Raw genomic sequence first — 26,730 nt, forward strand, 5'->3', positions numbered from 1 at the left:
TTGCACTCATTTTTAAAAAAAGCTATAACTTAATAGAATTCTGTAGAGATGATTCAACTTTTTGTTTGAACTCATTAGGACTTATATTATACTTAGATTTAAAGATCTTAGAAAAATAGCTTCTACTGCTGAGACCAATAGAATATACTATTTCAGATATATTCATATCCGTAGTATTGATTAAATCTCGTGCTTCTTCCAGACGTACATGTCTTATATATTCTGTAACAGTACGAGCATAAAGTAGTTTAAACCCTTCCTGAAGCTTTGCTGCAGGTAGTCCTGATTTTGCAGATAATATATCCAACGAATAATCTTTAGCTACATCTTTTACAATTCCTTTTGCTAAATTTCTTATTATTTTTAATTCTTCCTTTAGCAATGAAGTAGGGAGCGACTTATCGTTTATAGCATGATCATACTGCTTAATATGCATAGCTAAAATTTGATATACCAAACTTTCTATCAAAAGAATTTTTATCATTCCCTTTTGTTTTATTTTACGAAGTTTTCCGATCTGATCAGCAAGCTTAAGGTTATATGTATTATAATATTCAAAAGTATTTTTATGATCATCATCCATAAAAACTTCGTATAATTTTTTATTCAGTTGAGCGACATTATTCAAACGCTTTTTTAAGTACTTTTTACGCGATATTTGAATCACGTTAATCGTTAACTTCTGGTCTTTAGGAAAATAACCATAATTGTATCCCCCATTTTTATTGGTAATGATTACAGATTGGAATTGTTCTAGTGTTCTAATTTCTTTTTGACACCCAAAGCGGTGTCCACAACTGCCTGTTAAACAATAGGTAAAATGGATTGGGTTATACTGAGAGGTATTCATTCTTAATACCACTTCTTCAAAAAAAGTAATATCATATTCTAACAAACTTACTCCCCAATCAAAGGTGATAAAACGGATACTTCCTTTACCCTTATCATTATCCACTACAAGTATAAATTCTCCCCATCGTTCTTGAATAGTTCCACCTATCGCTTTCTGAATCTGCCTTACAGTTCCTTCTGTGGTTTCTGCATCTATGTCAATTTCTAATTTGTATGGAAGTTCTAGGGATTCTGGAGATATTGACATATTAATTGGATTAGCCGTTGAGAATGGTTTAATACAAATTTAACAAATTAAGGTTTCCATTTTAGAATTATATTTGAAATTTCTAATAAAATTGTTATGGTTATATTAATATAAACTAAAAGTGTTGTATGATCTGCCATTATTTCTTAAACATTTTTTTAAACTAAAAAAGGTGTCCCTTACAGAACACCTTTTTTATCTCATATGATTTACTAACAACTAAATCTATTATAAGGAAGGTTAGATAGCATCAAACTCTTCTACTATGAAAAAATCAGCATCTTCGTTATTTACAAAATAAATACCTTCTCCGAAAATATACTCTAAATTCTTATTATCTACAAGAACAGAAAATCCTCTTTTTGTTGGTTTTAATTCAAAGCTATCTGTTGGATCTTTCATATATTTTAGAACGATGTACTTATCATAGTCATCATATTCATCATTATCCACATAAATCAATTTCGTCACTTGATCACTGGTAGCTTTTCTAGCTTGATTCAGTTTATCAGCATCTTCTTTGGCTAATTTCACTTTTGATGCTACTTTTTTATGCACTTTAATACGATAAGGTATAGTTTTTCCATCTTTTTCAAAATTAAAAGTATGCACAGTGGTAGTAGATTCTACTTGCTTTTCTTGAGCAATACTATTTGACATTGAAAAAATTAGTAATATCGTTGTGATTATTTTTATTGTTTTCATAAGTTATTGTTTTTAAATTAATTTTTATTTTCTAAAATACTGGTATCTAAATGATCTGAGGTATTTTTTGACCAAGCATTTAACATCCAACTTGACTTTTCGAGTTCTCTTATATACGCTCCGATCAGATCAATAGTTCCTTCATCTCCAGCGGCATCAGCATGCCCAAGGATAATTTTCATTTGTGAAAGTATCTTTTTATGATCTCCAAGCAGCTCTTCTACCATATCAACATCTTTCTGAAGAGGTGATGTTTCTGTAATAGTAGCTATTTTGATATATTCATTAAACTGGCTGGTAGGATGAAATTGAAGCGTGAGGATCCGTTCTGCAATCTCATCAATCTTAATCTTGGCATCGTTATAAAGCTCTTCAAATTTTATATGTAAATCAAAGAAATTTTTACCTAAAATATTCCAATGAAATCCTCTTAACTTTTGATAATACAAATTATAATCTGCCAATAGTACATTTAGTTCTGAAACTACAGGCTGTAATTTCTCTTTATCCATGTCTAAATAATTCATTTTTTATTTTTAATACAAGAAAGATGCTATGGATCTTACAACTGAGATAAACACTTTATATATCTCAATAAGAGTCACTACAACCTATTCTTTGTTTGTTATAGTCAAAGATACTGTAGCTATATCAGAGTCATTTGCTCTTTCACGATCATTATTAACTTCAATGGAATACGAAGATTATTTACGTTAATCGAAAACAATCATTAGGGTCTGAATTACTCATAATCAAATACTGCATTTCTTCAATTAGAGTTGAATACACAAAACCATAATAACAGGTTCCTTTAGAAGGGCTAAGACAAATTAATAAAAAGGCATTTAGAGATTACTTTATGGAAGGGTACTAGTTGTAAAAGATATAACCGATCTGTTATAAAAATGACATTCTAATTACTCTCATATTTGGATTTATACATATTAATAATATCAGGCAGTCATAGATAAATTGTGTATAGAACTGTATTCATTGCATAAACGAATCAATTCAATAAAGAAGTTAGAATCAAAATATGCCAGTAATGATAGTAATAAATTATTGCTCCTGATGAAAAATATTAATACCTGTTTATTGTTTTAAGGTATATCCCATTTCTACTTATTCTACTTGTAATACTTATTCTACTAAGGGATTTAAATCAATATAGCTATAGCTAATATCTCCTATGTGTTTATATTTTGCTTCCATTTCGTGAAGTTGCCCCCAGCCAAAATTACGTTCTATCGTTTCATCCTTATATTCAGAAAGCAAACTTTCTGAAATTAAAATATACTCATCTATTGGGATTTTATTTTTTAATAATCTATGAGCAACGATAACGTCTTCTCCCATGAGTTTAATGTTTTTTCCAATAGGAACAGCACTAATAGAGTGTCCATAATGCAATACGATTTTTAAACCCAAAATATCAGGTATATTATCTACCTCTTTATCATGTTTATATTGCTCCTGAAGTTTTTTTAGCTGTTTATAGAATTCGGTATAAAATGATCTACATTGCTGCACTAATTCTGTAAAAGTAGGTAAAGAACCTGTCCTATAGAAAAGAATGGCATCTCCTTCTATTTCTGACACCTTAAGATCTAATTTATTAGCATAAATCACTTTATTCAGTAAAGATGGAATTACTTTAGAGCTTAATTCGATATCTGTATCACTCATAAACTGGGTAAATCCACTAATATCCGGAATACATAATAATGTTGGTTGAGAACTCATACTCTTTGTTTTTTATCTGGAGTTGTTAATAATGGAGGTTGTAAAAGTGCCAAGATACGATTTACATCAATATTATTTGTTATATTTTCTTTTAGGTCATTACATAAATTTTCTATCTCTTCTGTAATGGCATTTCTATATTCTATAATAATTTCGTTGCTCCTTTGTAGGTACAGTAACATATCCAGAAGATCATACGTTACCTCACTATCTGATTTTGCATATTCTCGGATTGGCTGAATGATAATCCGCATAAGCTCTTCTGGTGAGATTTTATTATAAATTATTTCTATATCAAACCCTGAAACACGAATATGAGTTTTAGGCTTTATCTGAAGTGATTTATGCAAAAGCTGCCCAATTTTTGATATTGCATTAATAGCTGTACCAGGATCATTAATTCCAGGGGACAATGCTTTTACTGCTACCTCTGTAAGTTTAATCATTCCTCCTACACCGCTATCATCTTCATGACGGTTAGATAGAATATAGAAACATAAGGCTAATTCCTCCATTTCCTCATTAGAAATAGGTTCTTTTATCTTCAAAATAGGAGATCCCTTCCACACGTGCTGATCCGCATATGGTAAGACTTCTAATATATTACTTTTCTTTTTAATAGACTCTTGCAATAGCGAATGATCAAACGAACGATAATATCCTGTTTTATGGCTTTTAAGAAGTTTCCAGTACTGATTTTCATTTTCCACTACATTAAGTGTTTCTTTAGAATTTTGTTGTTCTTTAATCTCTTCGTTTAAAAGTTTCTTGCTGTTATTATAAATTCGGTCAATAATATTATGAATCTGTATCGCCTGCGATATACTATGAATAAAATAAACAAACAGTCCAATACAAAACAATCCAAAAATAGAGGCAACCATCACAGAAAAACTAACAGCATTACTATCAGATCCATACGCACCTAATGAAATCAAAACCATCATCGTAAATGTAAGGGTACCTATATAAAAACCTAAAATAATTTGATGTTTCTTATTAGAGACTAATCCAGGCAATAACCTTGGAGAAAAATTAGAAGATGCCTGACTTAATACCACCATCACCATAGTAAAGCTAAAAACGGTCAATGATAGAATACTTCCAAATAAAGTAGAAAGAATTGTACGCGCAGTTTCATGATTTTGGATCAATAAATAGGGTACTTTCTTTTTAAAAATAGTTACAAATTCCAGATTTTCTGCATACAATAATAACAGTGCTACAATAAAGAAAGCACTGCTTAACAACACTGGATAAAAAGCAATACTATAAAAAACTTTACTTTGAACTTTTTTCAGCAGTTTGAGAACTGAATTAAATTTTTTAAATAATCTACTCATCTATCGGTATTCTGGATTTTCAAAATTCCAACGTGTACCATCATCCCACTCATCTCGCGAATTACCATATGCCGGATACCCTCCTTGCGATTTAAGCATTTTAGCTAAATGAAGTAAATTATAAGTCATAAAGGTGGTATTTCTATTGGTAAACTCATTGTTTTTTGCTCCTGATTCTTCATCCATATAACTAGGACCAGGACCAGCCTCACCAATCCAGCCACAATCCGCTTGAGGAGGAATACTGTATCCTAAATGCTGTAATGCATATAAAACTCCCATACTACAATGTTTAATTCCATCCTCGTTACCCGTAACCACACAACCACCTACTTTGCCGTAGTATATATATTGACCTTTTTGATTTGTTTTACTACTCATACCATATAATCTTTCAATTAAGAGCGTAGCAACAGATGATTTTTCTCCTAACCAGATGGGTGTTCCGATAATCAGGATATCAGCATTATCGACCTTCTTATAAACCTCGGGCCAATCATCGCTATCTTTGCCTTCCTCTTTCATATCAGGCATTAATCCGTATGCGATGTCATAGTCGACCAGCCTTAAATACTCCACAGTTACTGATTCTGACTTCATGATCTCCATAGATACATTCATTAGTCCTTCTGTGTTACTTTTTGTAGGAGATCCCTTAAGTGTGCAGTTGATATATAAGGCTTTCAATCCTGAAAAATCCGGCTTCTCTTCTTGACTCATTTTATCGATTTTAAATTAAATTTATAGGACTAATTTCACCAATTCATTAAACATAACGGTATCTTAATACAATGAATTTTAATCCTATCCCTAAAGTTATGAAAAACATACAATAAACATCAAATGACTTTTATGGAATCGGTTAATCATAATTGCATTAGCGCACATTATATCATCATGATGAAGTTAATTTTGTTATTATACCAAAATAACAGAGGGTTACCACCAATAAAAACAAACAAAAGAAAACTATTAATTAGAGCAAATAGTATATGTTATCTAAGTAGCCCTCTTTTTTTAAATCCGTCAAGCAACTCATATATAGAGGTATAATTGATTATCTATATGCTGGCAGTGGTAATTAATCTTACGTTTATGAAGCAGAATAAACAATAGGGTCATCCGAAAATACTTATGGAAAATTCGAACTATTTTGAAAAAATATTAAGAAATCCCGAAGAGGGAATTGTTAATTTTAATTTGGTTTATATTCAGGATCATCAACTTGCCATCAAAAGATTAAAACAAAAAGATGGCTTTTCTTACCTTATCAAAAATAAGCGATTATCAAAAAAGAAAGAATTAGAACGGATTAAAAAATTGGTCATTCCTCCGGCCTGGAGTAAGGTAAGAATATGTAAAATCAATAATGGTCATTTACAAGCCGTTGGTCGGGATTTAAAAAACCGTAAACAATATAGGTATCATCCATTATGGAATAAACTTAGAAATCAAACTAAGTTTTATAAAATGGTAGCTTTTGGAAAACAATTACCTAAAATTCGTGCAAAAGTAGATTCTGATTTAGAATTAGATGGATGGCCTAAAAATAAAGTATTAGCACTTATTATAAGATTGATGGAAGAAACTCATATCCGTATAGGTAATGAGCAATATGCCAAACGCAACAAAACGTATGGACTATCTACCCTGCGTACGAGACATGTGAAACTTTATAAGGATAAGATAAAATTCGAATTTATAGGAAAAAAAGGAAAACAACATTCTATTACTTTAAGAAATAAAAGATTAATTCGGCTTGTGAATCGATGCGAAGAAATTCCCGGTTGGGAATTATTTCAATATTACGATCAGGATGGTGTTAAACATAGTGTAGATAGTTCACTGGTCAACGAATACTTACATAGTGTAAGTGGAGAATTATTTTCTGCAAAAGATTTTAGAACTTGGGCTGCATCCACTATTGCATTCGAAAAGCTAATGGATTTAGGCATTACAGAAAATTCAAAACAAAAACATAAGAATATTCTAAGTGCATTTGATGCTGCTGCCAGTGGATTAGGAAATACCAGAAATGTTTGTAGAAAATATTATGTGCATCCAGCTATCATTGCATCGTATGAGGATGGTTCTATCCAAAAAAACTTCAATATGACCGATATGCATGAAACTTCTTCGGAATATTTTACAGAATTAGAAAATGCTATGCTACATTTACTCAACGGTTATACTCCGGAATTTCTACAATAAAATTAAAACACAAAAAAAATGCAAGATCAATTAATGAATGCCTGGAATAAAATGATTGGAAAATTGGGAGAATGGCTTGACGCTATTGTCATTAATCTACCTAATATCATTATCGCAATTTTAGTTTTTATTATTGTGATTATTTTATCCAGATATACAAGTAAGATTATGTTGAAGTTGTTGCAAAAAACAAAACTTCAGCATTCTATGAAACGTGTAATTGCAAAGATCTCTTCTATGCTAATTATCGCTTTAGGTATGTTTTTAATTTTAGGTATATTAAATTTAAGTAAAGCACTAAATACCATCCTGGCAGGTGCAGGGGTTCTCGGACTTGCTGTAGGTCTGGCATTACAGGGCGCTCTATCCAATACATATTCTGGAATTATTCTATCTTACATCAAAACATTGAAGTTTGGAGATTGGATAAAATCTAATGATTATGAAGGTGAAGTGATGGACATAAATCTTAGAGCAGTTACAATTAAACAAGCTGATAATAATTTAGTATACATTCCAAACAAATTAGTACTAGAAAATCCAATTGTAAACTATTCTACTACTTCACAATCAAGAGTTATTTTGGATTGCGGTGTAGGATATAGTTCTGATCTCAAGTTTGTAGAAAAAATAACCAGAGAAGCTATTACCACAAATTTCAAAGCTGTAGAAAAAACAGGAGATATCATATTTTTATATAAAGAGTTTGGAGGTAGTTCTATTAACTTTGAACTGCGCTTCTGGATTGATTCTACTTCTGCCATTGAAGTAGCAAGGGCAAAAAGTAAAGCTATAGTATGCATTAAACAAGCTTTTGATAATAATGATATTAATATTCCATTTCCTATACGTACACTTGATTTCCCAAAAAACTTTATGACTCCGTTAAACAATCAGAATGATTCTTAACTATTGATTATAACGACAACCTATAAAAAACCAATGATAAAACTGACACAATACAACAAAAGAGCACTTTATGGTGGGATCATAGCCGCAATAATCACTGGTGGTGGTGCATTTTTTCTGGGAAACCTAAGTGGCTATGAAGCAAAATCTTTAATCAAGTCATCTTTACCAGGAATTAATACTCTGTGTAATACTATAGTGCTAGCATCTGCTACCATCTTAGCATTACTTTTGACATTATTGAGTGTCAGTTCAGGAACCGATTCTAAGTTAAAAGATGAGCATTACAGACATGTATTATTAATTGCCAAAATTGATACGATCGTTTTTGTTGCAGCTATGATTGTTTTTCAAATTTTGAATATTCCGATTACAGAAGCAGAAAATGTTCCTAATTCATGGTACTCAACGATTTATTATATAAGTCTTCTACTATCTGCTGTTTTAAGTGGTGCACTGATCAGCGTAGTTCTTATGTTATACAATGCAGTGACTAGTATTATTAAAATTATAGGGTTAGGAATTTCTGACCATCCCCTACTTTATCAAGATGATGAGAAAAAAAAAGAATAGAGAATTAACAACAAAAAATGTAGCTTTTTAAAATTGATTGCAATACTATCTTTAATTTAATTTTATTACATTCATCAGACACAATGGATCGCTATCATCAGAACTTTCACACATTTAAAAAATGAAAAATATTAGTCCAGGAATTATACGACAGATTTTTATTCTACTATTAATTTTCTTGATTGGTGGACTTATATTTATTGAGATTTTACCTTATCTCTCTGGCATATTAGGCGCTATTACTATATATGTAATTTTACGTAAATGGATGGTAATCCTTGTTAGAAAAGGCTGGCATCCTGATCTAGCTGCTACTGCACTATTGTTGCTTTCCTTTATTGGAATTTTGCTTCCGGTAATCGGTGTTGTTATTATGTTAGGCAATAAAATAGGAAGTGTAGTTCAGAATTCTCAAAAAGTAAGTTTAGCATTAAAAGGACAACTTGATAAATGGGAAAATAAATTGGGATACGATCTTAGCGCACAGATTGATCCCGATTCTATTTCGAATTGGATCTCAGAAAACTTACAAAATTTTGCCGGAGGTACCTTTAATGTATTTATCTCCATTGGTATTATGTATTTTTTACTATACTATATGTTTACCAATAGAAAAATGCTAAGGGAATCGCTATTTGATTACATCCCTATCAATGATGATAATTTGAGAATTATAGGAAACGAAAGTCAGAAAATGGTGCGTTCTAATGCTTTGGGTATTCCGCTGGTAGCTATTGTACAAGGCATCGTGGCATTAATAGGTTTCTTGATTTTTGGTATTGAAGATCCGTTTTTCTGGTTTATTATTGTTACAGTAGGATCAATGATTCCGTTTGTCGGAACTATTGTAGGTATATTACCCGTTTTTATTCTAAGCCTTTCCTTAGGGAATTCCTTTCAAGCATGGGGGATTCTTATTTACGGGCTGGTCATTGTAGGGTCCTCTGATAACATCGTTCGACTTTTTGTATTAAAAAAATTAGACAATGTACATCCCATTATTACATTAATTGGAGTTATCGTAGGAGTTCCTTTATTTGGGTTTATTGGATTAATATTTGGTCCCTTACTTATTAGTTTATTTCTAATTGTAGTACAAATTTACAAATCCGAATATGGTAAACCAAGTCCAGCTGGTGATGAAACTCTTTAATTTGCTATAAGTATCTCTTAGTTATATCATCAATATTAGTATGTATGCTAAAACAAAAAAAATTGAATTGATATCGCATTCACGCTATCATTCATTGCGATAGAGACTTCTTGTTTTCTTTTTTAAATCTACATTGCATTTTTGGAAACTCTTGTACTAGTCATTTATAGATAAACCGTATTCGTTTCTGATATTAATATTATTGAACTAAATCAAATTTTATGCTTAAAAGTACTGCTAAACTTTTTACCAATAATCAGGTGACACTACCCTCTACAAGTACTTCCTTATTAACTAAAATATTATTAATATTAGCAATAACTACCGGTCTTTATATCGCAAGTTCACTAATTATTCCACTTATTTTTGCCCTCCTCATAGCTATGTTACTGCTTCCTATTGTAAGATTCTTTGCAAATAAGGGCTTGAATAATATACTTTCTGTCAGTATTGCTTGCATAGTATTACTATTACTTTTTAGTGTAATTGCAGGGATTTTTACCTGGCAAGGAATTCTGATAAGCGAAGAGTTTTCTATGATGAAACTTCAATTACAAAAATTAGAACAATCTGTTTTTCTTTATGTGGAAAATCAATTCGGAATTTCGAAGAAAGTGCAAGAAGAGAACCTAACTACATTATACACAAAAATTAAAGACACTTCTATTCAATCTATAAGTAGTTCTGTGGCTGTTCTAAGTAAATCCACACTTACTTTTGTATATATTTTTCTTTTTCTTCTGGAGCGTAAGAGATTAAAGAATTTTGTATTAAAAATTTTTAAAAATAAGAATACTACATTAGGTGCAATTTCAGAGATTATACAAACAGTTAAGGATTACCTTTACGGTCAACTCATTGTTACGGTTCTTCTGGCTGTTGTATACGCAATTGGTTTTTTTGCAATTGGATTAAAATTTAGTCTGATGCTTGCTATACTAGCAGCTATTTTAACATTTATTCCTTATTTGGGAAATATTATCGGTGCTGTTGCCGTCATTTTAGTAGGAATAATTTCTGGACTCGAATTTCAAAATTTACTTATTTTGATTATCTTTTTGACTATCGTTCAACTTATTGAGAGTTATATTATCAAACCATTAATCATCGGAAATGAAATTAGCCTTAATATCTTTGCTGTAATTTTTAGCATTGTTGCTTTTAGCCTACTATGGGGAGTTTCTGGAGCTATTCTTGCGTTACCCCTTACCAGTATCATCAGAATTCTTTGTTCTAAATCTGCTGCATTAAAACCTTATGAATATTTATTAAGTGATCAAAAGGATTGATACTACCTCTATTAAAGTAAGGCTGGACAAAATTCCTATTACTTTTTATGAGTCACTTCTTCTTCACTTTTTAAAACATAATCCCCATCAGATTGTTTAATATAAAGTGCTTTATTTCCTTTTTCTCCGTTGCGAGTAACATCAGTTCCTTTAATCGTTTTCACAACCTTAGATGTATGGGTTTCTATTACTTTGCCTTCTGCTTTGCCATTACCCCATTTCCATTCTACTGTGGATCCTTTTCGTATCATTTTGATTTTTTTTAAATTTATATAAGTAAAAATGTCAAAATCACTGCTTCTTTTTGAGCTCAATTAAGAAAAAAGAGTACTCATACCATAATATCACTTATCAATCATTAAAAGAGTTAAGCTTGTTATTTTTTGAACACATTTTTTAGCGCCTTCCATCCTATCTTTATATTCATAAACACACCTATATGATCACGCAATTATTATTAATATTTATTTCAGGCTTTGCTATTGGAGTTGCTGTAGTTATCAGTATTGATTTATATAATAATTCTAAAAGCAAAAAAAAAATTCAGGCTTTTTATAAGAGTCTAAGATTTAATCTTATAAAAACATCAGATGTCAATCGGTAAGCATCATTAAAAAATTACCTATCATAAAAAAACCTTGTACTATGAAAACGTATACTGAAGAAGTTGGAAACAAATTGAATGAATTATTAGAAAAGACGTATGATGCAGAAAAAGGATTTAAAAAAGCTGCAGAAAATGTAGATAACATACCTTTAAAATCATATTTCGAAAATAAAGCGCAAGAACGTTATGATTTTGGGCATGAGCTAAAAACTGAGATCAAAGCATTCGGACAGGATGTGGACAAAGGTGGTAGTATTACAGGAAGTGCTCATAGAGCATGGATGGATGTAAAATCTTTCTTTTCTGCAGATAATGAGGAATCCATGTTAGAAGAAGCAATCCGTGGAGAAAAAGCCTCTGTTGATGAATATCAGGATGTATTAAAAGAAACAAGTCTACCATCCAGTACTGCCTCTATCTTATCCAATCAAATGAATAAAATTCAGGGTGGATTAACTAAAATTAAACGTTTAGAGGATTTAAACTAGAAATTAAAAGTTCGCTTACCACAAAAAAATGAAAAAGAAGTCGAAATCCCCTTGGTATAATTATACCAGGGGGTTTTTGTTCTATTAATTGTGTATATTAGAAACAGCAACCTTCGCACCTATTAAACCTAAGTGACCCAAAACTCTTAATCGTAATACATCATTAAAAAGAAGAATATGAAAACTCCGCTACTCATCTTCAATGAAAACGGAATATATTGTGAAGTTGCAGACTTATACATTGATCCATGGCGTCCCGTAAATAAAGCCATTATTACACATGGCCATGCCGATCATAGCCGCTGGGGGCACAAAGAATATATTACACATCATACCAATGTACCGATTATAAAACATCGATTAGGCGATATTAATGTAAGTGGTAGGGCTTATAATGAAACTTTTAGTATTAATAATGTTACATTTTCTTTTCACCCTGCAGGACATATTATTGGAAGCTCACAAATCAGAGTAGAACACAAAGGAGAAGTCTGGGTATTTACAGGAGATTATAAAATAGAAAATGATGGCATCTCCACACCTTACGAACCTATTAAATGTCACACCTTTATTACAGAATGTACATTTGGTTTACCTGCTTTTAAATGGATTCCACAAGCGCAGGTATTTGATGATATTAATTCCTGGTGGTCAGCGAATCAATCAGAAGGAAAGACATCTATATTATTTGGGTATTCTTTAGGAAAAGCACAACGATTGCTTAAGTATCTTGATCCTTCTATTGGTCAAATATATACCCACGGTGCCATAGAAAATATGACTGAAGTACTAAGACCTTTAGTCGAATTTCCAAGCACTACTCTGATTACGCGAGAAACTAAAAAAGAAGAATTAAAGGGCAATATAGTACTTGCACCACCTAGTGCTCACGGAAGTACCTGGATTCGTAAAATGGTTCCCTACGTCACTGCCTCTGCCAGCGGCTGGATGACTTTTAGAGGCGCAAGACGAAGGCGTGCCATTGATAAAGGATTTGTTTTATCGGATCACTGTGATTGGTATGGATTACTAGCTGCCATAGAAGCAACAGGGGCAGAAAAAATTATAAGCACACATGGATATACCGATATTTTTTCTAAATATTTGAGAGAACAAGGGTATGATGCACGAACAGAAAAAACACAGTATGAAGGAGAGTTAAGCGAATTAGAAACCAGTAAAGAAAAGGAAACCACTGTATGAAACTTTTTGCTGATTTAATTAAAAAACTAGATAGCACTAATAAGACTAATCTAAAAGTAGCAGCGCTGACTGATTATTTTAAAAATGCTCCGGATACTGATAAGGTATGGACAATAGCTATACTATCTCATCGGCGACCACCACGACCAGTCAATACCACTCTTTTAAGAACCTGGGCTTCAGAATTAGCTAATATACCGCTTTGGTTATTTGAAGAATCCTATCATATCGTAGGAGATCTGGCAGAGACCATAGGACTTGTCATTCCAAATTCTACAGATACAACAGAAAAAAGTTTGACACACTTTTTACAAGAGATTATCGAACTAAAGAAAAAAGATGACCCCGAAAAAAAAGCATATTTATTCGAGAACTGGAAGAAACTTAACTATTATGAACGCTTTGTTTTTACTAAATTAATTACCGGTAGTTTTAGAATAGGGGTCAGTCAAAAACTCATGACCAGGTCTCTGGCAAAAGCTACAGATATTGATGAGGATATCCTTGCCTATAAATTAATGGGAAACTGGAATCCTGATACTATCAGTTTTCAGGATTTAGTATTAGAAGAAAAAGCATCTGATTTCTTATCAAAGCCTTATCCCTTTTTTCTGGCATACGCTATAGAAGGAGATGTTGCTAATCTGGGAGAAGCAAAAGACTGGAGTGTAGAGCATAAATGGGATGGGATCAGAGCTCAGATAATTATACGTGAAGGTGAACTATTTGTATGGAGTCGTGGTGAAGAACTCGTCACTGATAAATATCCCGAGTTTCATCAATTTATCGATATTTTACCTAACGGAACTGTATTAGATGGTGAAATTCTGCCTTTTATTAATGGATCTATTGGAACTTTTAATGATTTACAAACGCGGATAGGACGTAAGACAGTCTCCAAAGCATTATTAGCAAAAACACCAGTAATTCTGAAAGCATATGATTTGTTAGAGTGGGAAGGAAACGATATTCGTCAACAACCTTTTACTGAAAGACGTCAACTCTTAGAGAAGTTATTTAAGAAAGTTTCAATTCCCTCTTTACCATTATATCTTTCAGACACACTTTCATTTAAGCATTGGGATGATGTAGCAAATGAGAGAGAGCGTGCTCGGGAAATGAGAAGTGAAGGATTGATGATCAAACGCAAAGATGCTCCCTATCAGATTGGAAGGAAAAAAGGTGCCTGGTGGAAATGGAAGGTAGATCCACTTACCATAGATGCCGTATTAACTTACGCGATGCGTGGGCACGGAAGAAGATCAAATTTATTTACTGATTATACATTTGCCTTATGGAACAAGGAAAATAATGAACTGGTAACTTTTGCCAAAGCATATTCCGGACTTACTGATGCTGAATTTAGAAAAGTAGATGCCTGGATTAAAAAAAATACCCTGGAGCGATTTGGTCCTGTACGTAGTGTTACACCTCAACTTGTTTTTGAAATTGCTTTTGAAGGAATAGCATTGTCTAAAAGACATAAAAGTGGAATTGCCACTCGTTTTCCTCGTATATTACGATGGCGACACGATAAGAAAATAGAAGATGCTAATACCCTAGATGATTTAAAATCTATGATTCCTGTAGTTGAGAATTGAATGTATTTAAGGATTCTAAGAAAGAAATGATATTATAACTCTATAACACAATAAGCATATATATCAGAAATACATCAGAATTAATTAATTTTGATAATCGTCAATGAATAGAAAAGATCTTTTTAACATAGCAGAAACCTGGTTTAATAAGCAATCCTGGAAACCTTTCCCTTTTCAAAAAGAAACATGGAATGCTTTTTTACAGGGGAAACATGGTTTACTTAATGCACCTACCGGAAGCGGAAAAACCTATGCTTTGTGGATTGCAATAGTATTACAATACATAAAAAACACTCCTGATTATCAAAAAAAACCTGCAAAGGGACTGAAGGCGATCTGGATTACACCGCTCAGATCACTTTCTGTAGAGATCAAACAATCTACAGAACGCTTTGTTCAGGAAATAGGCATTCCTTTTACCATAGGAATACGATCTGGTGACACCTCACAAAAAGAAAGAGCTGCACAAAAGAGAAATATGCCCGATCTATTGATCACGACACCAGAGAGTCTACAACTATTACTTGCCTCTAAAGGATACGACAAAACTTTTAAAAATGTCATAGCAGTTGTTAATGATGAATGGCACGAACTGATAGGAAGCAAGCGTGGCGTACAAATGGAACTAGCCTTATCCAGATTAAAGACAATCTCACCTGCAATACGAATCTGGGGAATCTCTGCAACCATTGGAAATTTAAGCCAAGCCAGAGAAGTTTTACTAGGCTCTCACGCTGATACCTTACAAAATTCTGTATTGGTTAAAGCCAATATCAAAAAGAAAATTACAGTACGATCCATAATTCCTAAAAAAATGGATACATTTCCCTGGCGAGGACATCTGGGAATCCACTTATTAGAAGATGTATTTCCGATCATTCAGCAAAGTAAAACCACTTTGCTTTTTACAAATACAAGGGCGCAATGCGAAATCTGGTTTCAGAAATTATTAGAAAAATATCCAGAACTGGCGGGCGAAATCGCTATGCATCATGGTAGTATAAATAAAGAAACAAGGCTATGGGTAGAGCAAGCTATACGAAACGAAACATTAAAGGCAGTGGTATGTACTTCCAGTCTTGATCTGGGAGTGGATTTTACGCCTGTAGAATCTATTATCCAAATAGGTGGCCCTAAGGGAATTGCTCGCTTTTTGCAACGTGCAGGACGTAGTGGGCATCAGCCTGGTAAAGAAAGTATTATCTATTTTCTTCCTACTCATGCGATAGAACTTATCGAAGCATCTGCACTACAAAAAGCGGTGAAAAATAATATTGTAGAAGACCGTATTCCTTATTTGAATAGTTTTGATGTACTTGTTCAATACCTAATTTCTCTTGCAGTATCAGACGGTTTTTATCCTAAAACTATATTTCCCGAAATCAAAAGTACATTTTGTTTTCAGACAATAACAGAAGAGCAATATGTATGGATTCTTAATTTTATTACTAAAGGAAGCCAAAGCCTCAATGCTTATGATGAATATAAAAAGGTAGAAATTGAATCCGATGGCAGGTTCAAAGTAAATAGCCGCGCTGTCGCTATGAGACACCGTCTTCAAATTGGCACAATTGTAAGTGATGCCGTTTTAACCGTAAAATATCTTAAAGGAGGATTCTTAGGATCTATTGAGGAGTGGTTTGTTTCTAAATTAAGTCCTGGCGATGTATTTACTTTTGCAGGACGTAATCTCGAGCTTTTTAGAATTAAAAACATGCAAGTACTCGTAAAAAAATCTAAGAAAAAAACGGCTAAAGTACCTAGCTGGATGGGTGGCCGTATGACTTTCTCCGCACAGATGAGTACATTATTGCGAGAAGAATTATATAGCGTATCAGATCAAAAGTCAGTAAATAGTGTGGTTATAAAACCACTGTCTAAAGAATTAAAAGCGCTCGCTCCTATTTTCATAAAGCAACGTAAAGAAAGTATCGTTCCCGGGCCTGATCAATTTTTAATAGAAACGTTTAAGTCAAGAGAAGGATATCACGCAGTTTTTTATCCATTTGAAGGTCGTTTTGTACACGAAGCTTTAGGAAGCTTATTAGCATACAGAATTAGTTTACTTACGCCAATTACTTTTTCAATCGCGTTTAATGATTATGGTTTTGAGCTTTTATCTGATCAGGAAATTGACATGCAACAAGTGTTAGACAATAATTTATTTACTAAAGAATATCTAAACAACGATTTACAAAAAAGCCTGAACGCAACAGAGATGGCAAGGAGAAAGTTTAGAGATATTGCTGTTATTGCAGGATTAGTATTTACAGGGTATCCTAATAAGCTGATAAAAAGTAAACACTTGCAATCTAGTTCGCAATTACTATTTAGCGTATTCAATGATTATGAACCTGACAACTTGTTACTGCGTCAGGCCTTCATAGAAACTTTTGAACATCAATTAGAAGAAGGTAGGTTAATTGAGGCTCTGGAAAGAATTGAATCTCAAAATATAGTATGGAAACAATGTAAAAACCCTACTCCATTTTCATTTCCTATCATTACTGATCGTCTCAGAGAAAAATTATCTTCAGAAAAACTAGCAGACAGAATTAAGCGCATGACTGCTCAATTAGAAAAATTGTAATTTGCATTACTTTACACCCCAATATGAAAACCAAAAAATTAAAAATTCATCATCAGGATTTTATCTTACACCCATCGGGAGCACTTTATTGGTGCAATACTGACATGCTATTAATTGCTGATGTACATCTGGGCAAAATAACGCACTTTAGAAAACATGGCGTTGCCGTACCATCAAATGCGATTCAGGATAATTTTGACGCACTAGATGCAGTCACTTCCTATTTTAAACCAAAAGTGATTTGTTTTCTGGGAGATTTGTTCCATAGTTACATGAATACAGAATGGCTTTTATTTAAAGATTGGACAGTAAAACAAGAAGCTAAGATTGTACTGATAGTAGGTAATCATGATGTTATAAACCCTTCTAAATATGAAGAATTACAGGTACATCTCTCCGATGAGTGGCTGATTGGATCCATCTTACTAACACATCATCCGGAAAAAAGAGATAACTTCTTCACTATCTGTGGTCATATTCATCCCGGGGTGCAGCTGCAGGGATTAGGCAGACAATATGTAAGAGTACCATGTTTTCACAAAAGTGTAAATCAGCTCGTCATACCTGCGTTTGGTACGTTTACCGGAACGTACTGCATTCCTCCTACGATAAATGAAGAAATTTTTGCTATAACCGAAAATGAAGTAATTGAAATCAATTTTGAGTAATGATAAATAATAAACTACCTAAATCTAAAGGTGCAAAATATTAAAACCAAAACCACTTCGCTACAAGAATCAGATAATAAGACTCCCTTATTATATTTCTATCCGCAACACCCCACGCAGAATTTTGAAAAAATTCTAATCATTATTTTTAAACTTACTTTTGTTTTTTAAAAGGACAAGGGTACTACAGAATTAGTCTTATTTGACCGTTTGTGAATTTTAACTACTCTGATAATTTCAAATTCTTTTGAAAATTACTTTTATATTGTTTTGGACTACAATTATATTTGTTTTTAAAAATTTTACAAAAATAACTTCTACTTGTAAGTCCTATAGAGTAAACTACTTCAGAAATATTTAATTCTGTTGTCTTAATCAACATTTCTGCTCTCTCCAATCGTATGTTTCTAATAAAGTCAGAAACCGTCCTGTCAAACATAAATTTAAAGCCTTCTTGTAGCTTTGAAGCTGACAAACCAGAATCCATAGACAACGTTTTAATACTATGCTGTATTTCTGGGTTAGCAGAGATATAATCACTTAATTCTGTTATTTTCTTTAACTCCTTTTTCAACAAACCACTAGTATTCATTGGATTATCAATTTCTAAGAAAAATTGATCTATATGATTCGCTAATATGATATAATATCTGCCTATCTGAGATAAAAGTGCTGTGATTTCTGTATCATGCTCTACTCTGTATAATAATTTTATTTGTTCTGCTATTTTAAGATTATAATTTCCTAAATGTAGATGATTTGGCTCTGTATCAATATAGGATACTAGTTTCTGAAGTTTCTTCGCAAAAAGATTAGATTGATTTTCTGTATTTTGAAAATACATCTCTTGATAAACACTGATAACATTAATGGTTAGCTGCTTACCCGCCTTCACTAAAATATTACTTTGCATATCCTTATAGTCATGCGCTATCCCAGACTGAAACTCTTCTATTAAAATTTGCTTTTCTGAAGTTCCAAATTGATGGATACAGCCCCCTCTAAGACAATAAATAAAATGTAACGTTTGAGATTCTATAGGATCTATTTGAATTTTTATATCCTCGAGCACAGTTACATCTATATCAAGTGTTATAATACCAGTCTGTAGCTCAACAGATCTTATTTGCCCAGATACTGTTTCTGAGTTTAATATTAACTTACGTGTGTTTTCTTCTGCTAAAATCTCTCCACCCAATTGCTGTTGTAATGACAATAAAACTGTCGGAGTATTGTTATAATTAATATCTGAATCTCTCATAAGCCCTCTTCTATTTTAATGTAACTGTAATTATTTACCGCTTATACAAAAATACTTGGAGTGTTACAGTATCATTACCGTTTTTGAGTTTATTCCTACCAATTATAAGACATCCTTGAATATTTGAGTAAAAAAAACAATCTTTTATTGTATGGGTCAGAAAATTAATGATCTACGATAAAATAGTTATCACAATTTTGCTTACTTGCACTTGTTATATGTATAAAAAAGTTTCAAATATTGCGGATCGCCAATCGATCGAAAAAGAATTAGGGGTACCTTTTAAGTATCCTAAATTGTATAATTCCAGCCTGGTGGTTAATGGAATCCAAGAATCTACTTTATCTGTAGTAACTTTGGATAATCCCACTACTATATCCTATGCAATTTGGGGGTTGTTGCCTTTGAATTATAAAGATGAATGGGTAGATTTCCAGAATGCCTATGAGACTTTAACTATTCCAAAAGAAAATTTAATTACTAATAATATATTTAAAGAACCTTTTTTAAACCGGAGATGTCTAATAGTACTTACTGGCTTTTTTACAAGTTATTTCTATAATGGCACCGTATATCCTTATTATGTATACTTACCTTCTGAAAAACCATTTTGTGTTGCCGGAATCTATAATACCTTAGAAGATGGTTTTATTACATGTTCTATGATTCTAAAAGAATCTATGGGTATGATTAAAGATATACAAAATTTAGATTCAAAAATGCCATTAACAATACCGCAAAGATTTAGAGATACCTGGTTAGATAGTAGCGCGGATATCGGAGAAATCAATAATTTGTTAGACAAAAGCAATGAACTGGATTTTAAAGCGCATCCGATTGCTAAAGAATTTTTTAAAAATGAAATTTCTTTTGATTCAATGCTAGAACCAGTATCTTATAAAAACATTCCTAGTATCTAAAAGAAATCATCTATAAGATTCTTGGCAGATAACGATTTAATCCATTTGTTTTATTTACTGATATAAAAAAGATCAAGATTAATTTCTTACAAATCTTTTTTTATTTTCTGTTTTTTTCGATATTCAGTAGGCAACAACCCATACATTTCAAAAAATATCTTAGAAAAATAGCTTCTACTTTTTAGTCCTATATTATAAACAATTTCAGATATAGAATCGTTAGTATTCATAATCGCATCCCTCGCGATTTCTAACTTTAATTGTTTTATGTACTCATGAACTGATTTACCATATAATACATTAAATCCAAGCTGCAATTTTTTAGGTGTTAATCCAGATTGAGATGCCAGAGAACTAATCGATAAAGGTTCCGCAATATTATCCAGAATGTAGTCTGCTAATTTATGTATTTTTCTGATATCATCTTTTGACAAAGAATCAGGCAGAGAAGAACCTTTCTGATATTTATTATGTTCTAAAATTTGCATGGCCATAATAAGATTCAGTTGCCCTTCTATGGATAATGTCCTCACAACTCCATTGTCATGACTATCCTGTAATTGTTTGATCTGATCTGCAATTTTTAGATTAAAGTTACCATAATGACTATAATGTTTATCAACACTAGTCTCTTGGAAATTTGAAAAAAGTTTTTCGTCTAAATATGACAAATTATTATTTTTCTTCTTGGAATATTCCATAGGCATCACATAAATAAAGTTCACTTTTACCGCAACCTTATTAGGAAAAATATAAGTTTCCTTCGCCTGTTTTTTAGTTGAAATAATAATATTTTGATACTTTTCAAACGTATATTCACGTTCCTCTGCAGAGGATTTATATCGCAGATTCCCTTCAGACACAAAAATAAACTCAATAGGATTAGATTCTGAAGCTTTAAAAACAATTTTTACATCATCTCTAAAACTTACATCATAATCAATTAGTGAAACCCCCCAGTCAAATTCGATACTTCTAATTAGCCCTTTCCCATAATCATTATCAAATTCCAGCGTATGTTCACCCCATTGCTCATCAAGGTTTCCCTTAAGATGAAGGTTCAATTGTTCTAAAACCTCATTGCTTCGTATGCTATTGATCTCTATCTCACGCATTTTCTAATAGACCTTACTTTTATTGTTTAACAACTGTGCAAAGGAATTAGAAAAGGAGTGAACAGATTAACAATTTTGAAACACAAACTAACAATTTTGGTCAGTTTTGAAATAAAATAATAAAATAAGAAGAATCAAATTAGTGGTATCTATAAATTTTTTAATCCAAAAAATATATTATGCAGATTTATTATCTTCTTTTTTGTTACGAGATTGATCCAGATACTGTTTTGGACTTATACCAAAGCGTTTTTTGAATAGTTTAGAAAAATAACTTCTGGAATTGATCCCGACTTTATAGGTAATCTCCGTAATATTAAGTGTAGATGTCTCCAATAATTCTTTGGCTTTTTCTATTCTAAAATTCCGGATATATTCATTTACTGAAGTTTTATAAAGTTGTTTAAAACCTTGTTGTAGCGTGTTTTGATTAAGCCCAACACGCTTAGCTAAATCTACTACATTTTCTATACTATCTAATTCTTCTTCAATAATCGCTACAGCCTCTTCCATAGACTCCATTGTCGCTTTTCTTAAGATAGTACGTTTCTGTGGTTCTTTAAGATCATCAAGATATTGTTGTAATTGGTGTGTCAAAATTTCGTACACTTTACCTTCCAGATATACGTGTTTCATAAACCCAGTAAGCTCACACTGTGTAAATTCTTCCATAAATTTAGAAATTTCGAGACTATAATAGCTTTTGTAATAAAATTGATTAATCCCATTTACATCTCTAAAAAGCGTAACTAAATCTTCATCCATCTCATTTAGAAATGATTCAATTTTTTCTTCAAACAATTTTCTATTAATCTCGATGCTAAAAATACAAATAGGTATGTCTGCCGGTATCCTAAAGACATGATTATTTTTTGAAGTACTGGATGCTATACTGTTCTCTAACCGTTTTATTTCTGTAAACTCTTTATCATCTTCGAATTTGTGATAGAAACCTGATTGCCGGTTAAACATAATCTTTAAAGGATGTATCACTCCTTTTTCTAAAGCAATACGTAACTCTTCTTTTAAAAGATAATCAGTTTCTACAACACCTAATCCAAAATCAAATTCAAATGCTCTAACATATCCTGAACCCACTTTTTCTGGTAGTCTAAAACAACATTCTGTAGCTGTTTCATCAAAATCGACGTTCAGACTTTTTGCCATGTCTTTAACTACATCTTTTATATTATAATCGTGTATGTTTATTTCTTCAGACATAACAGAACTTATTACCATATTAAGAGATAAAGATAATCTAATTTTTAAAATCTAAAATCACTAAATCATATTAATCTGATTCAGTTAAGATTGCTATGGATACAGCAAAACCCAACACTATATATTAAAGACCTTTGTAAGGTAGAATGATAGTTTATATACTATAATTCAAAAAAATAAGTCAAACCATTAAAAAATAAAAATATGTTACGTTACGCAGTCATTTTTATCGTTTTAGCTTTAATTGCAGGAGTACTTGGATTTGGTGGAATAGCAGCTGGTGCAGCAGGTATCGCAAAAATATTATTTGTAGTATTCATCGCATTGTTTGTATTATCCCTTATCTTCGGAAAAAAGATTAGAGCATAGGGTTATTACTCTATGAAACTACATTATTAATCGATAGTACAATGAGATTATGAATTCACATAAGTATTGTATTATCTTAAATCAATTATAATATGAAAAAAACATTTAAAATTTTATGTGCAATAGCTATTCTAGCTACTTTTACAATTAGTTGTAGAGAAAAAACGACAGGAGAAAAGATTAAAGACGGTGTTGAAGAAGTAGGTGATGGAATCGAAGATGCTGCAGAGGATGCTGGAGATGCAGTAAAAGATGCTACTAACTAATATTGCATATGTATACCTAAAGTAAATAATAAAACGAGTGATTTATAAGTACAGATCACTCGTTTTATTATTCATATTTAAAAAATCTTGGGGATAAATACTTAATAAAATGTAACCTATGTTTCAGAAACTCAATTTATTTAAATTAGTACAATTAGCGATTATATTTTTTGTAGCGTTATTGGTTATAATGTGTATCTATATTACAAATACTATCCACTCTGTATAGTAGCATATTTATATAATCAAAATAGTAGAAATAAATAATGTGCTAAGTTACATCTAAAAGAAAACCAAATAGTTATAAGTACTAGAAGCAATTATTATTACAGTTTCTAAAACCCAATTCCTTGTACTAATTCCACAAATATAGTAAACAAATATTCCTAATTGATAATCATTCCTTTTCTGAAGGGTTTCTAGAAACACCTTTACTGTCAGGCTCCATATATCGAATGAAATCTGATGGGTCACGTAGCAAATGAAACTTATTACCTTTAATTAAAATAGAATATGCTAGAACTTCTGGAGATTTATCAAGTATTTTGAGCCAATCGTGCGTATCTAATTGCACATCGGTACTATATTCACTACTAAAATTAGGATGTTCCTTATCTATAATATCTTCGATTTTTACAGCTAACCCTTCCAGTATTTCAATCCATTGCGTTCCAGTAATCTTCGTTTTTGCCGTATCCAAGGTTAATATATCATTTTCTGAAGCCTGAATATAAGCATTTGTCTGTTTTCCTAAAGAAGTTTCTGAATTATAAATTAATGTAATCTTATTTTTATCCGTTGATATGACTCCCATCTTTGTATAATTTATATATTACCGAAATATAACGTGACTTATATTATTTTCTTAGTTCATACCCAGTATATGTTAACGTAATCAATATTTAATTATCTATTTTATAAATTTGTTATGACTGCTTTCACTATTATTTCTACGCTCTACTTATTGATTACAATCTTAGCAATTTTTACAATTATTTTATATGGATCACGAGCAGCTAAATCACTGAGTTGGATTTTAGTTATTATAGTACTGCCATTTATTGGGGTGATCTTATATTTAATCTTTGGAATCAATCGTAGAAGATTTAAGTTTTTTAAATTGAAAGCTCAGGTAAAGCGGCAATTATATGATGCTAACTATAAAGATAAATCTACCGCAGAGAAGCAAGTTACTTTTAATAGTAAAAAAAGTGAAAAATTAGCTCAACTTATTAGAAATAGTAGTGATTTTTCTGCACGATCAGGTAATAAAATCAATGTACTACAAACTGGAAAAGAGGCATTTGAAACGATCTTTAAAGCATTCGAAAATGCTGAGCATTTTATTCACTTACAATATTATATTTTTGAAGAAGGTGATATCATGGATCAGCTTCTTACACTTTTCAAAAAGAAAGTTGAAGAAGGAGTAGAAATCAGGATTTTATATGATGCTATAGGGAGTTTTGAGCTTAATAGAAGAACTATAAATAAATTCAGAGATATCGGAGTAGAAATACATTCAATTTTACCTTTACGATTTGGCAGCTTTTTATTCACTCTAAATTATCGTAATCATAGAAAAATTGCTATTATCGATGGTAATATTGGATTTACCGGAGGTGTCAATATTTCAGACAAATACCTTAGATCGATCTCTGATCTAGGTATTTGGGATGATACTCATTTATTCATAGAAGGACCTGCAGTTGATTGTTTACACCGTATATTTATTAAAGACTATTATTTTGCAAGCAATGAACATCTTTTGCTTACTAAAAAATACCTTCCTGCCATTGAACCTGCAGGAGATATATTTTTGCAAATTGTGTCTAGTGGTCCGGATTCGAGACATCCCACAATCATGCAGCAATATATAACAATGATTAATCTTGCAGAAAAATCTATCTATATCTCTAATCCTTATTTTATCCCTAATAGTGCCATGATGGAGGCTCTAAGGATTGCAGCATTAAGCGGCGTTCAAATTAAGTTACTAGTACCAGAAAAATCAGATTCTTGGTTGGCAAAATATAGTATGTTATCTCATTTTGAAGAACTCCTTTCTTTGGGTGCTGGTATATATTTACAACAAAGTGCCTTTTTACATAGCAAATTAATTGTCATGGATAGAGAAATTGCATCTATAGGTTCTGGTAATTTTGATCATAGAAGTTTTGAACATAATTTTGAAACTAATGCATTGATTTATAATAGTGAGGTTGCTGAAGATATCTGTCAAAATTTTGAAAAAGATTGTGATGAAGGTCTTGCCTTGGATTACAAAACGTATCAACAACGATCTCTTAAACGAAAATTATCAGAAGGCATTGCTAGATTTTTTAGCCCTTTATTGTAAGGAAGTTAATTATAGATTAACAAGAAAGGTAGTTAAATTTTAAATTTTAAACCTGCTCTTATATAAGCACTATTTGAATCATTTACTGTTAATACATCTTCTTGTTTATCATCTCTAAGACGTATATCATTTAAAATAGTAAATCCTGCATAGGAATAAAAAACTAAGTGTTTTGTAAAATAGTGTTCATATCCTAGTCCTGCAAGCGCTATAGTCATTGAGATACTATTAGCGATTTTTTCATCAATAGTTCCAGCCCCTTCAACTACACGATTATTCTGGATATTCGCATAAAATCCATCTAATGTCGCAAATGCTTGCACAATATTTTTAGGATCAAAAAAATACTTCAAATTTGATTTGGGAACTCCTACAGTATATGTCCAATCTGGGTGAAATCTCTTAAAATAGTTCACAAAGGGTAATGGAAAAGGTCTACCTGCGGTGGTAGAATATTGTAGCCCTACAATTAATCTCCAAGGTTTGCTTATTGTCGTATCTTTTGTTTTATTTTTTAAGAAATATAAAGCACCAGAATATAAATAATCGTCTGAAATCAATTTATCTCTCTCAAAATTAGAAGCAAACATTGCTCCTGTTTTAATCGCAAATCTCCAATCATTTTTCATTTTAAATGTATACCCAATTGATACCTCTAACGACCTGAAATTCTCTAAACCTTCCACATCGAAAGAGGCTGCATCTTCATAATCAAAATATACACCTCTATACTCAATACCAGGAACTAAAAAGGTTCCTTTATCTCCTATTTTGATAGGAACATTTATAAATGTTCTCAACCTCTTAAATGAATTATCACTATCTCTCTGAGGGAAATACGTATACTCTATTCTGGCAAGATCAGATACTTGTGCATCTATTTGGAATGTAACGATGGAAAGTAAACAAACGATACCATAATAACGTATTGATTGAAGTAAGAATATTGGTATTTTAGTCATAGTTATTATGTATTCTAATTAAATGTAAGCTATAAAAATTAAATTGACCGATAATTATATCTAAAATATTTGATA

Annotated in this window: 27 protein-coding genes; 15 read left to right on the forward strand and 12 right to left on the reverse strand. The window is 31.7% G+C overall.

Features of this window, described 5'->3' with window-relative positions; translation table 11 throughout:
• Positions 1-22 precede the first annotated feature (22 nt).
• From ABD816_RS00785 to ABD816_RS00810, 6 genes are all read right to left on the reverse strand, one after another.
• Positions 23-1,099, reverse strand: coding sequence for a helix-turn-helix domain-containing protein (locus ABD816_RS00785; protein WP_344923870.1), 1,077 nt, complete (start codon positions 1,097-1,099; stop codon positions 23-25).
• A 240-nt stretch (positions 1,100-1,339) separates the two neighbouring features.
• On the reverse strand, positions 1,340-1,804 hold the full coding sequence (locus tag ABD816_RS00790) for a hypothetical protein (protein ID WP_344923873.1): 465 nt from the start codon (positions 1,802-1,804) through the stop codon (positions 1,340-1,342).
• A 17-nt stretch (positions 1,805-1,821) separates the two neighbouring features.
• A complete protein-coding gene (locus ABD816_RS00795) occupies positions 1,822-2,331 on the reverse strand; it encodes a Dps family protein (RefSeq protein WP_344923875.1) in 510 nt (169 codons plus the stop codon).
• A gap of 613 nt (positions 2,332-2,944) precedes the next feature.
• A complete protein-coding gene (locus ABD816_RS00800; protein ID WP_344923878.1) occupies positions 2,945-3,547 on the reverse strand; it encodes a DUF2652 domain-containing protein in 603 nt (200 codons plus the stop codon).
• On the reverse strand, positions 3,544-4,890 hold the full coding sequence (locus ABD816_RS00805; protein WP_344923880.1) for a DUF2254 domain-containing protein: 1,347 nt from the start codon (positions 4,888-4,890) through the stop codon (positions 3,544-3,546). The genes ABD816_RS00800 and ABD816_RS00805 overlap by 4 nt, the downstream gene beginning before the upstream one ends.
• Entirely contained in the window at positions 4,891-5,610 is a 720-nt protein-coding gene (locus tag ABD816_RS00810) for a flavodoxin family protein (protein ID WP_344923882.1), read from the reverse strand.
• A gap of 414 nt (positions 5,611-6,024) precedes the next feature.
• On the opposite strand from ABD816_RS00810, the gene ABD816_RS00815 reads away from it, so the two are divergent.
• The 5 genes from ABD816_RS00815 (at position 6,025) to ABD816_RS00835 (ending at position 11,025) form a co-directional block, all read left to right on the forward strand.
• A complete protein-coding gene (locus tag ABD816_RS00815; RefSeq protein ID WP_344923884.1) occupies positions 6,025-7,101 on the forward strand; it encodes a DNA topoisomerase IB in 1,077 nt (358 codons plus the stop codon).
• An 18-nt stretch (positions 7,102-7,119) separates the two neighbouring features.
• Positions 7,120-8,010, forward strand: coding sequence for a mechanosensitive ion channel family protein (locus tag ABD816_RS00820; RefSeq protein ID WP_344923886.1), 891 nt, complete (start codon positions 7,120-7,122; stop codon positions 8,008-8,010).
• Between the two features lie 33 nt (positions 8,011-8,043).
• Complete coding sequence (locus ABD816_RS00825) at positions 8,044-8,583, forward strand: hypothetical protein (protein WP_344923888.1); 540 nt, start codon at positions 8,044-8,046, stop codon at positions 8,581-8,583.
• 121 nt (positions 8,584-8,704) lie between these two features.
• The gene (locus ABD816_RS00830) at positions 8,705-9,736 is read left to right on the forward strand and encodes an AI-2E family transporter (RefSeq protein ID WP_344923889.1); all 1,032 of its coding nucleotides are present in this window, start codon (positions 8,705-8,707) and stop codon (positions 9,734-9,736) included.
• Positions 9,737-9,957: 221 nt separating this feature from the next.
• Positions 9,958-11,025 carry an AI-2E family transporter gene (locus ABD816_RS00835; protein ID WP_344923891.1) on the forward strand — a complete coding sequence of 356 codons (1,068 nt, stop codon included), beginning with the start codon at positions 9,958-9,960 and terminating at the stop codon, positions 11,023-11,025.
• A gap of 38 nt (positions 11,026-11,063) precedes the next feature.
• Here ABD816_RS00835 and ABD816_RS00840 read toward each other — a convergent pair whose 3' ends face one another.
• On the reverse strand, positions 11,064-11,276 hold the full coding sequence (locus ABD816_RS00840; RefSeq protein ID WP_344923892.1) for a hypervirulence associated TUDOR domain-containing protein: 213 nt from the start codon (positions 11,274-11,276) through the stop codon (positions 11,064-11,066).
• 188 nt (positions 11,277-11,464) lie between these two features.
• Between ABD816_RS00840 and ABD816_RS00845 the strand changes: the two genes are divergently transcribed.
• The 6 genes from ABD816_RS00845 (at position 11,465) to pdeM (ending at position 18,182) form a co-directional block, all read left to right on the forward strand.
• A complete protein-coding gene (locus tag ABD816_RS00845; RefSeq protein ID WP_344923893.1) occupies positions 11,465-11,629 on the forward strand; it encodes a hypothetical protein in 165 nt (54 codons plus the stop codon).
• A gap of 41 nt (positions 11,630-11,670) precedes the next feature.
• The gene (locus ABD816_RS00850; protein ID WP_344923894.1) at positions 11,671-12,120 is read left to right on the forward strand and encodes a ferritin-like domain-containing protein; all 450 of its coding nucleotides are present in this window, start codon (positions 11,671-11,673) and stop codon (positions 12,118-12,120) included.
• 177 nt (positions 12,121-12,297) lie between these two features.
• Positions 12,298-13,323 carry a ligase-associated DNA damage response exonuclease gene (locus tag ABD816_RS00855; RefSeq protein WP_344923895.1) on the forward strand — a complete coding sequence of 342 codons (1,026 nt, stop codon included), beginning with the start codon at positions 12,298-12,300 and terminating at the stop codon, positions 13,321-13,323.
• The gene (locus ABD816_RS00860) at positions 13,320-14,924 is read left to right on the forward strand and encodes an ATP-dependent DNA ligase (RefSeq protein ID WP_344923896.1); all 1,605 of its coding nucleotides are present in this window, start codon (positions 13,320-13,322) and stop codon (positions 14,922-14,924) included. The genes ABD816_RS00855 and ABD816_RS00860 overlap by 4 nt, the downstream gene beginning before the upstream one ends.
• A gap of 103 nt (positions 14,925-15,027) precedes the next feature.
• Complete coding sequence (locus tag ABD816_RS00865; RefSeq protein ID WP_344923898.1) at positions 15,028-17,514, forward strand: ligase-associated DNA damage response DEXH box helicase; 2,487 nt, start codon at positions 15,028-15,030, stop codon at positions 17,512-17,514.
• A 23-nt stretch (positions 17,515-17,537) separates the two neighbouring features.
• Positions 17,538-18,182, forward strand: a complete 645-nt coding sequence (gene pdeM / locus ABD816_RS00870; protein ID WP_344923900.1) for a ligase-associated DNA damage response endonuclease PdeM — start codon at positions 17,538-17,540, stop codon at positions 18,180-18,182.
• 223 nt (positions 18,183-18,405) lie between these two features.
• Here the strand turns inward: pdeM and ABD816_RS00875 are convergent, their stop codons facing one another.
• Positions 18,406-19,443 (reverse strand): helix-turn-helix domain-containing protein, encoded by a 1,038-nt coding sequence (locus ABD816_RS00875; protein WP_344923902.1) that lies wholly within the window; start codon positions 19,441-19,443, stop codon positions 18,406-18,408.
• Between the two features lie 218 nt (positions 19,444-19,661).
• Here ABD816_RS00875 and ABD816_RS00880 point away from each other — a divergent pair, with 218 nt between their 5' ends.
• Complete coding sequence (locus tag ABD816_RS00880) at positions 19,662-20,363, forward strand: SOS response-associated peptidase (protein ID WP_344923904.1); 702 nt, start codon at positions 19,662-19,664, stop codon at positions 20,361-20,363.
• Positions 20,364-20,449: 86 nt separating this feature from the next.
• On the opposite strand, the gene ABD816_RS00885 is transcribed toward ABD816_RS00880, so the two are convergent.
• Both ABD816_RS00885 and ABD816_RS00890 read right to left on the reverse strand, forming a co-directional pair.
• A complete protein-coding gene (locus ABD816_RS00885) occupies positions 20,450-21,478 on the reverse strand; it encodes an AraC family transcriptional regulator (RefSeq protein ID WP_344923907.1) in 1,029 nt (342 codons plus the stop codon).
• Between the two features lie 177 nt (positions 21,479-21,655).
• Positions 21,656-22,699, reverse strand: coding sequence for a helix-turn-helix domain-containing protein (locus ABD816_RS00890; protein ID WP_344923908.1), 1,044 nt, complete (start codon positions 22,697-22,699; stop codon positions 21,656-21,658).
• A gap of 204 nt (positions 22,700-22,903) precedes the next feature.
• Here ABD816_RS00890 and ABD816_RS00895 point away from each other — a divergent pair, with 204 nt between their 5' ends.
• Together ABD816_RS00895 and ABD816_RS00900 are read left to right on the forward strand one after the other, a co-directional pair.
• Entirely contained in the window at positions 22,904-23,068 is a 165-nt protein-coding gene (locus tag ABD816_RS00895) for a DUF1328 domain-containing protein (protein ID WP_344923909.1), read from the forward strand.
• A 92-nt stretch (positions 23,069-23,160) separates the two neighbouring features.
• Complete coding sequence (locus tag ABD816_RS00900; RefSeq protein ID WP_344923911.1) at positions 23,161-23,334, forward strand: hypothetical protein; 174 nt, start codon at positions 23,161-23,163, stop codon at positions 23,332-23,334.
• Between the two features lie 397 nt (positions 23,335-23,731).
• Here the strand turns inward: ABD816_RS00900 and ABD816_RS00905 are convergent, their stop codons facing one another.
• The gene (locus ABD816_RS00905; protein ID WP_344923913.1) at positions 23,732-24,148 is read right to left on the reverse strand and encodes an arsenate reductase family protein; all 417 of its coding nucleotides are present in this window, start codon (positions 24,146-24,148) and stop codon (positions 23,732-23,734) included.
• 114 nt (positions 24,149-24,262) lie between these two features.
• On the opposite strand from ABD816_RS00905, the gene cls reads away from it, so the two are divergent.
• Positions 24,263-25,693 (forward strand): cardiolipin synthase, encoded by a 1,431-nt coding sequence (gene cls, locus ABD816_RS00910; protein ID WP_344923915.1) that lies wholly within the window; start codon positions 24,263-24,265, stop codon positions 25,691-25,693.
• 32 nt (positions 25,694-25,725) lie between these two features.
• Here the strand turns inward: cls and ABD816_RS00915 are convergent, their stop codons facing one another.
• Complete coding sequence (locus ABD816_RS00915) at positions 25,726-26,655, reverse strand: DUF6268 family outer membrane beta-barrel protein (protein ID WP_344923917.1); 930 nt, start codon at positions 26,653-26,655, stop codon at positions 25,726-25,728.
• Positions 26,656-26,730: the final 75 nt, after the last annotated feature.

The sequence above is a fragment of the Aquimarina addita genome, assembly GCF_039539305.1.
Classification (GTDB): Bacteria; Bacteroidota; Bacteroidia; order Flavobacteriales; family Flavobacteriaceae; genus Aquimarina; species Aquimarina addita.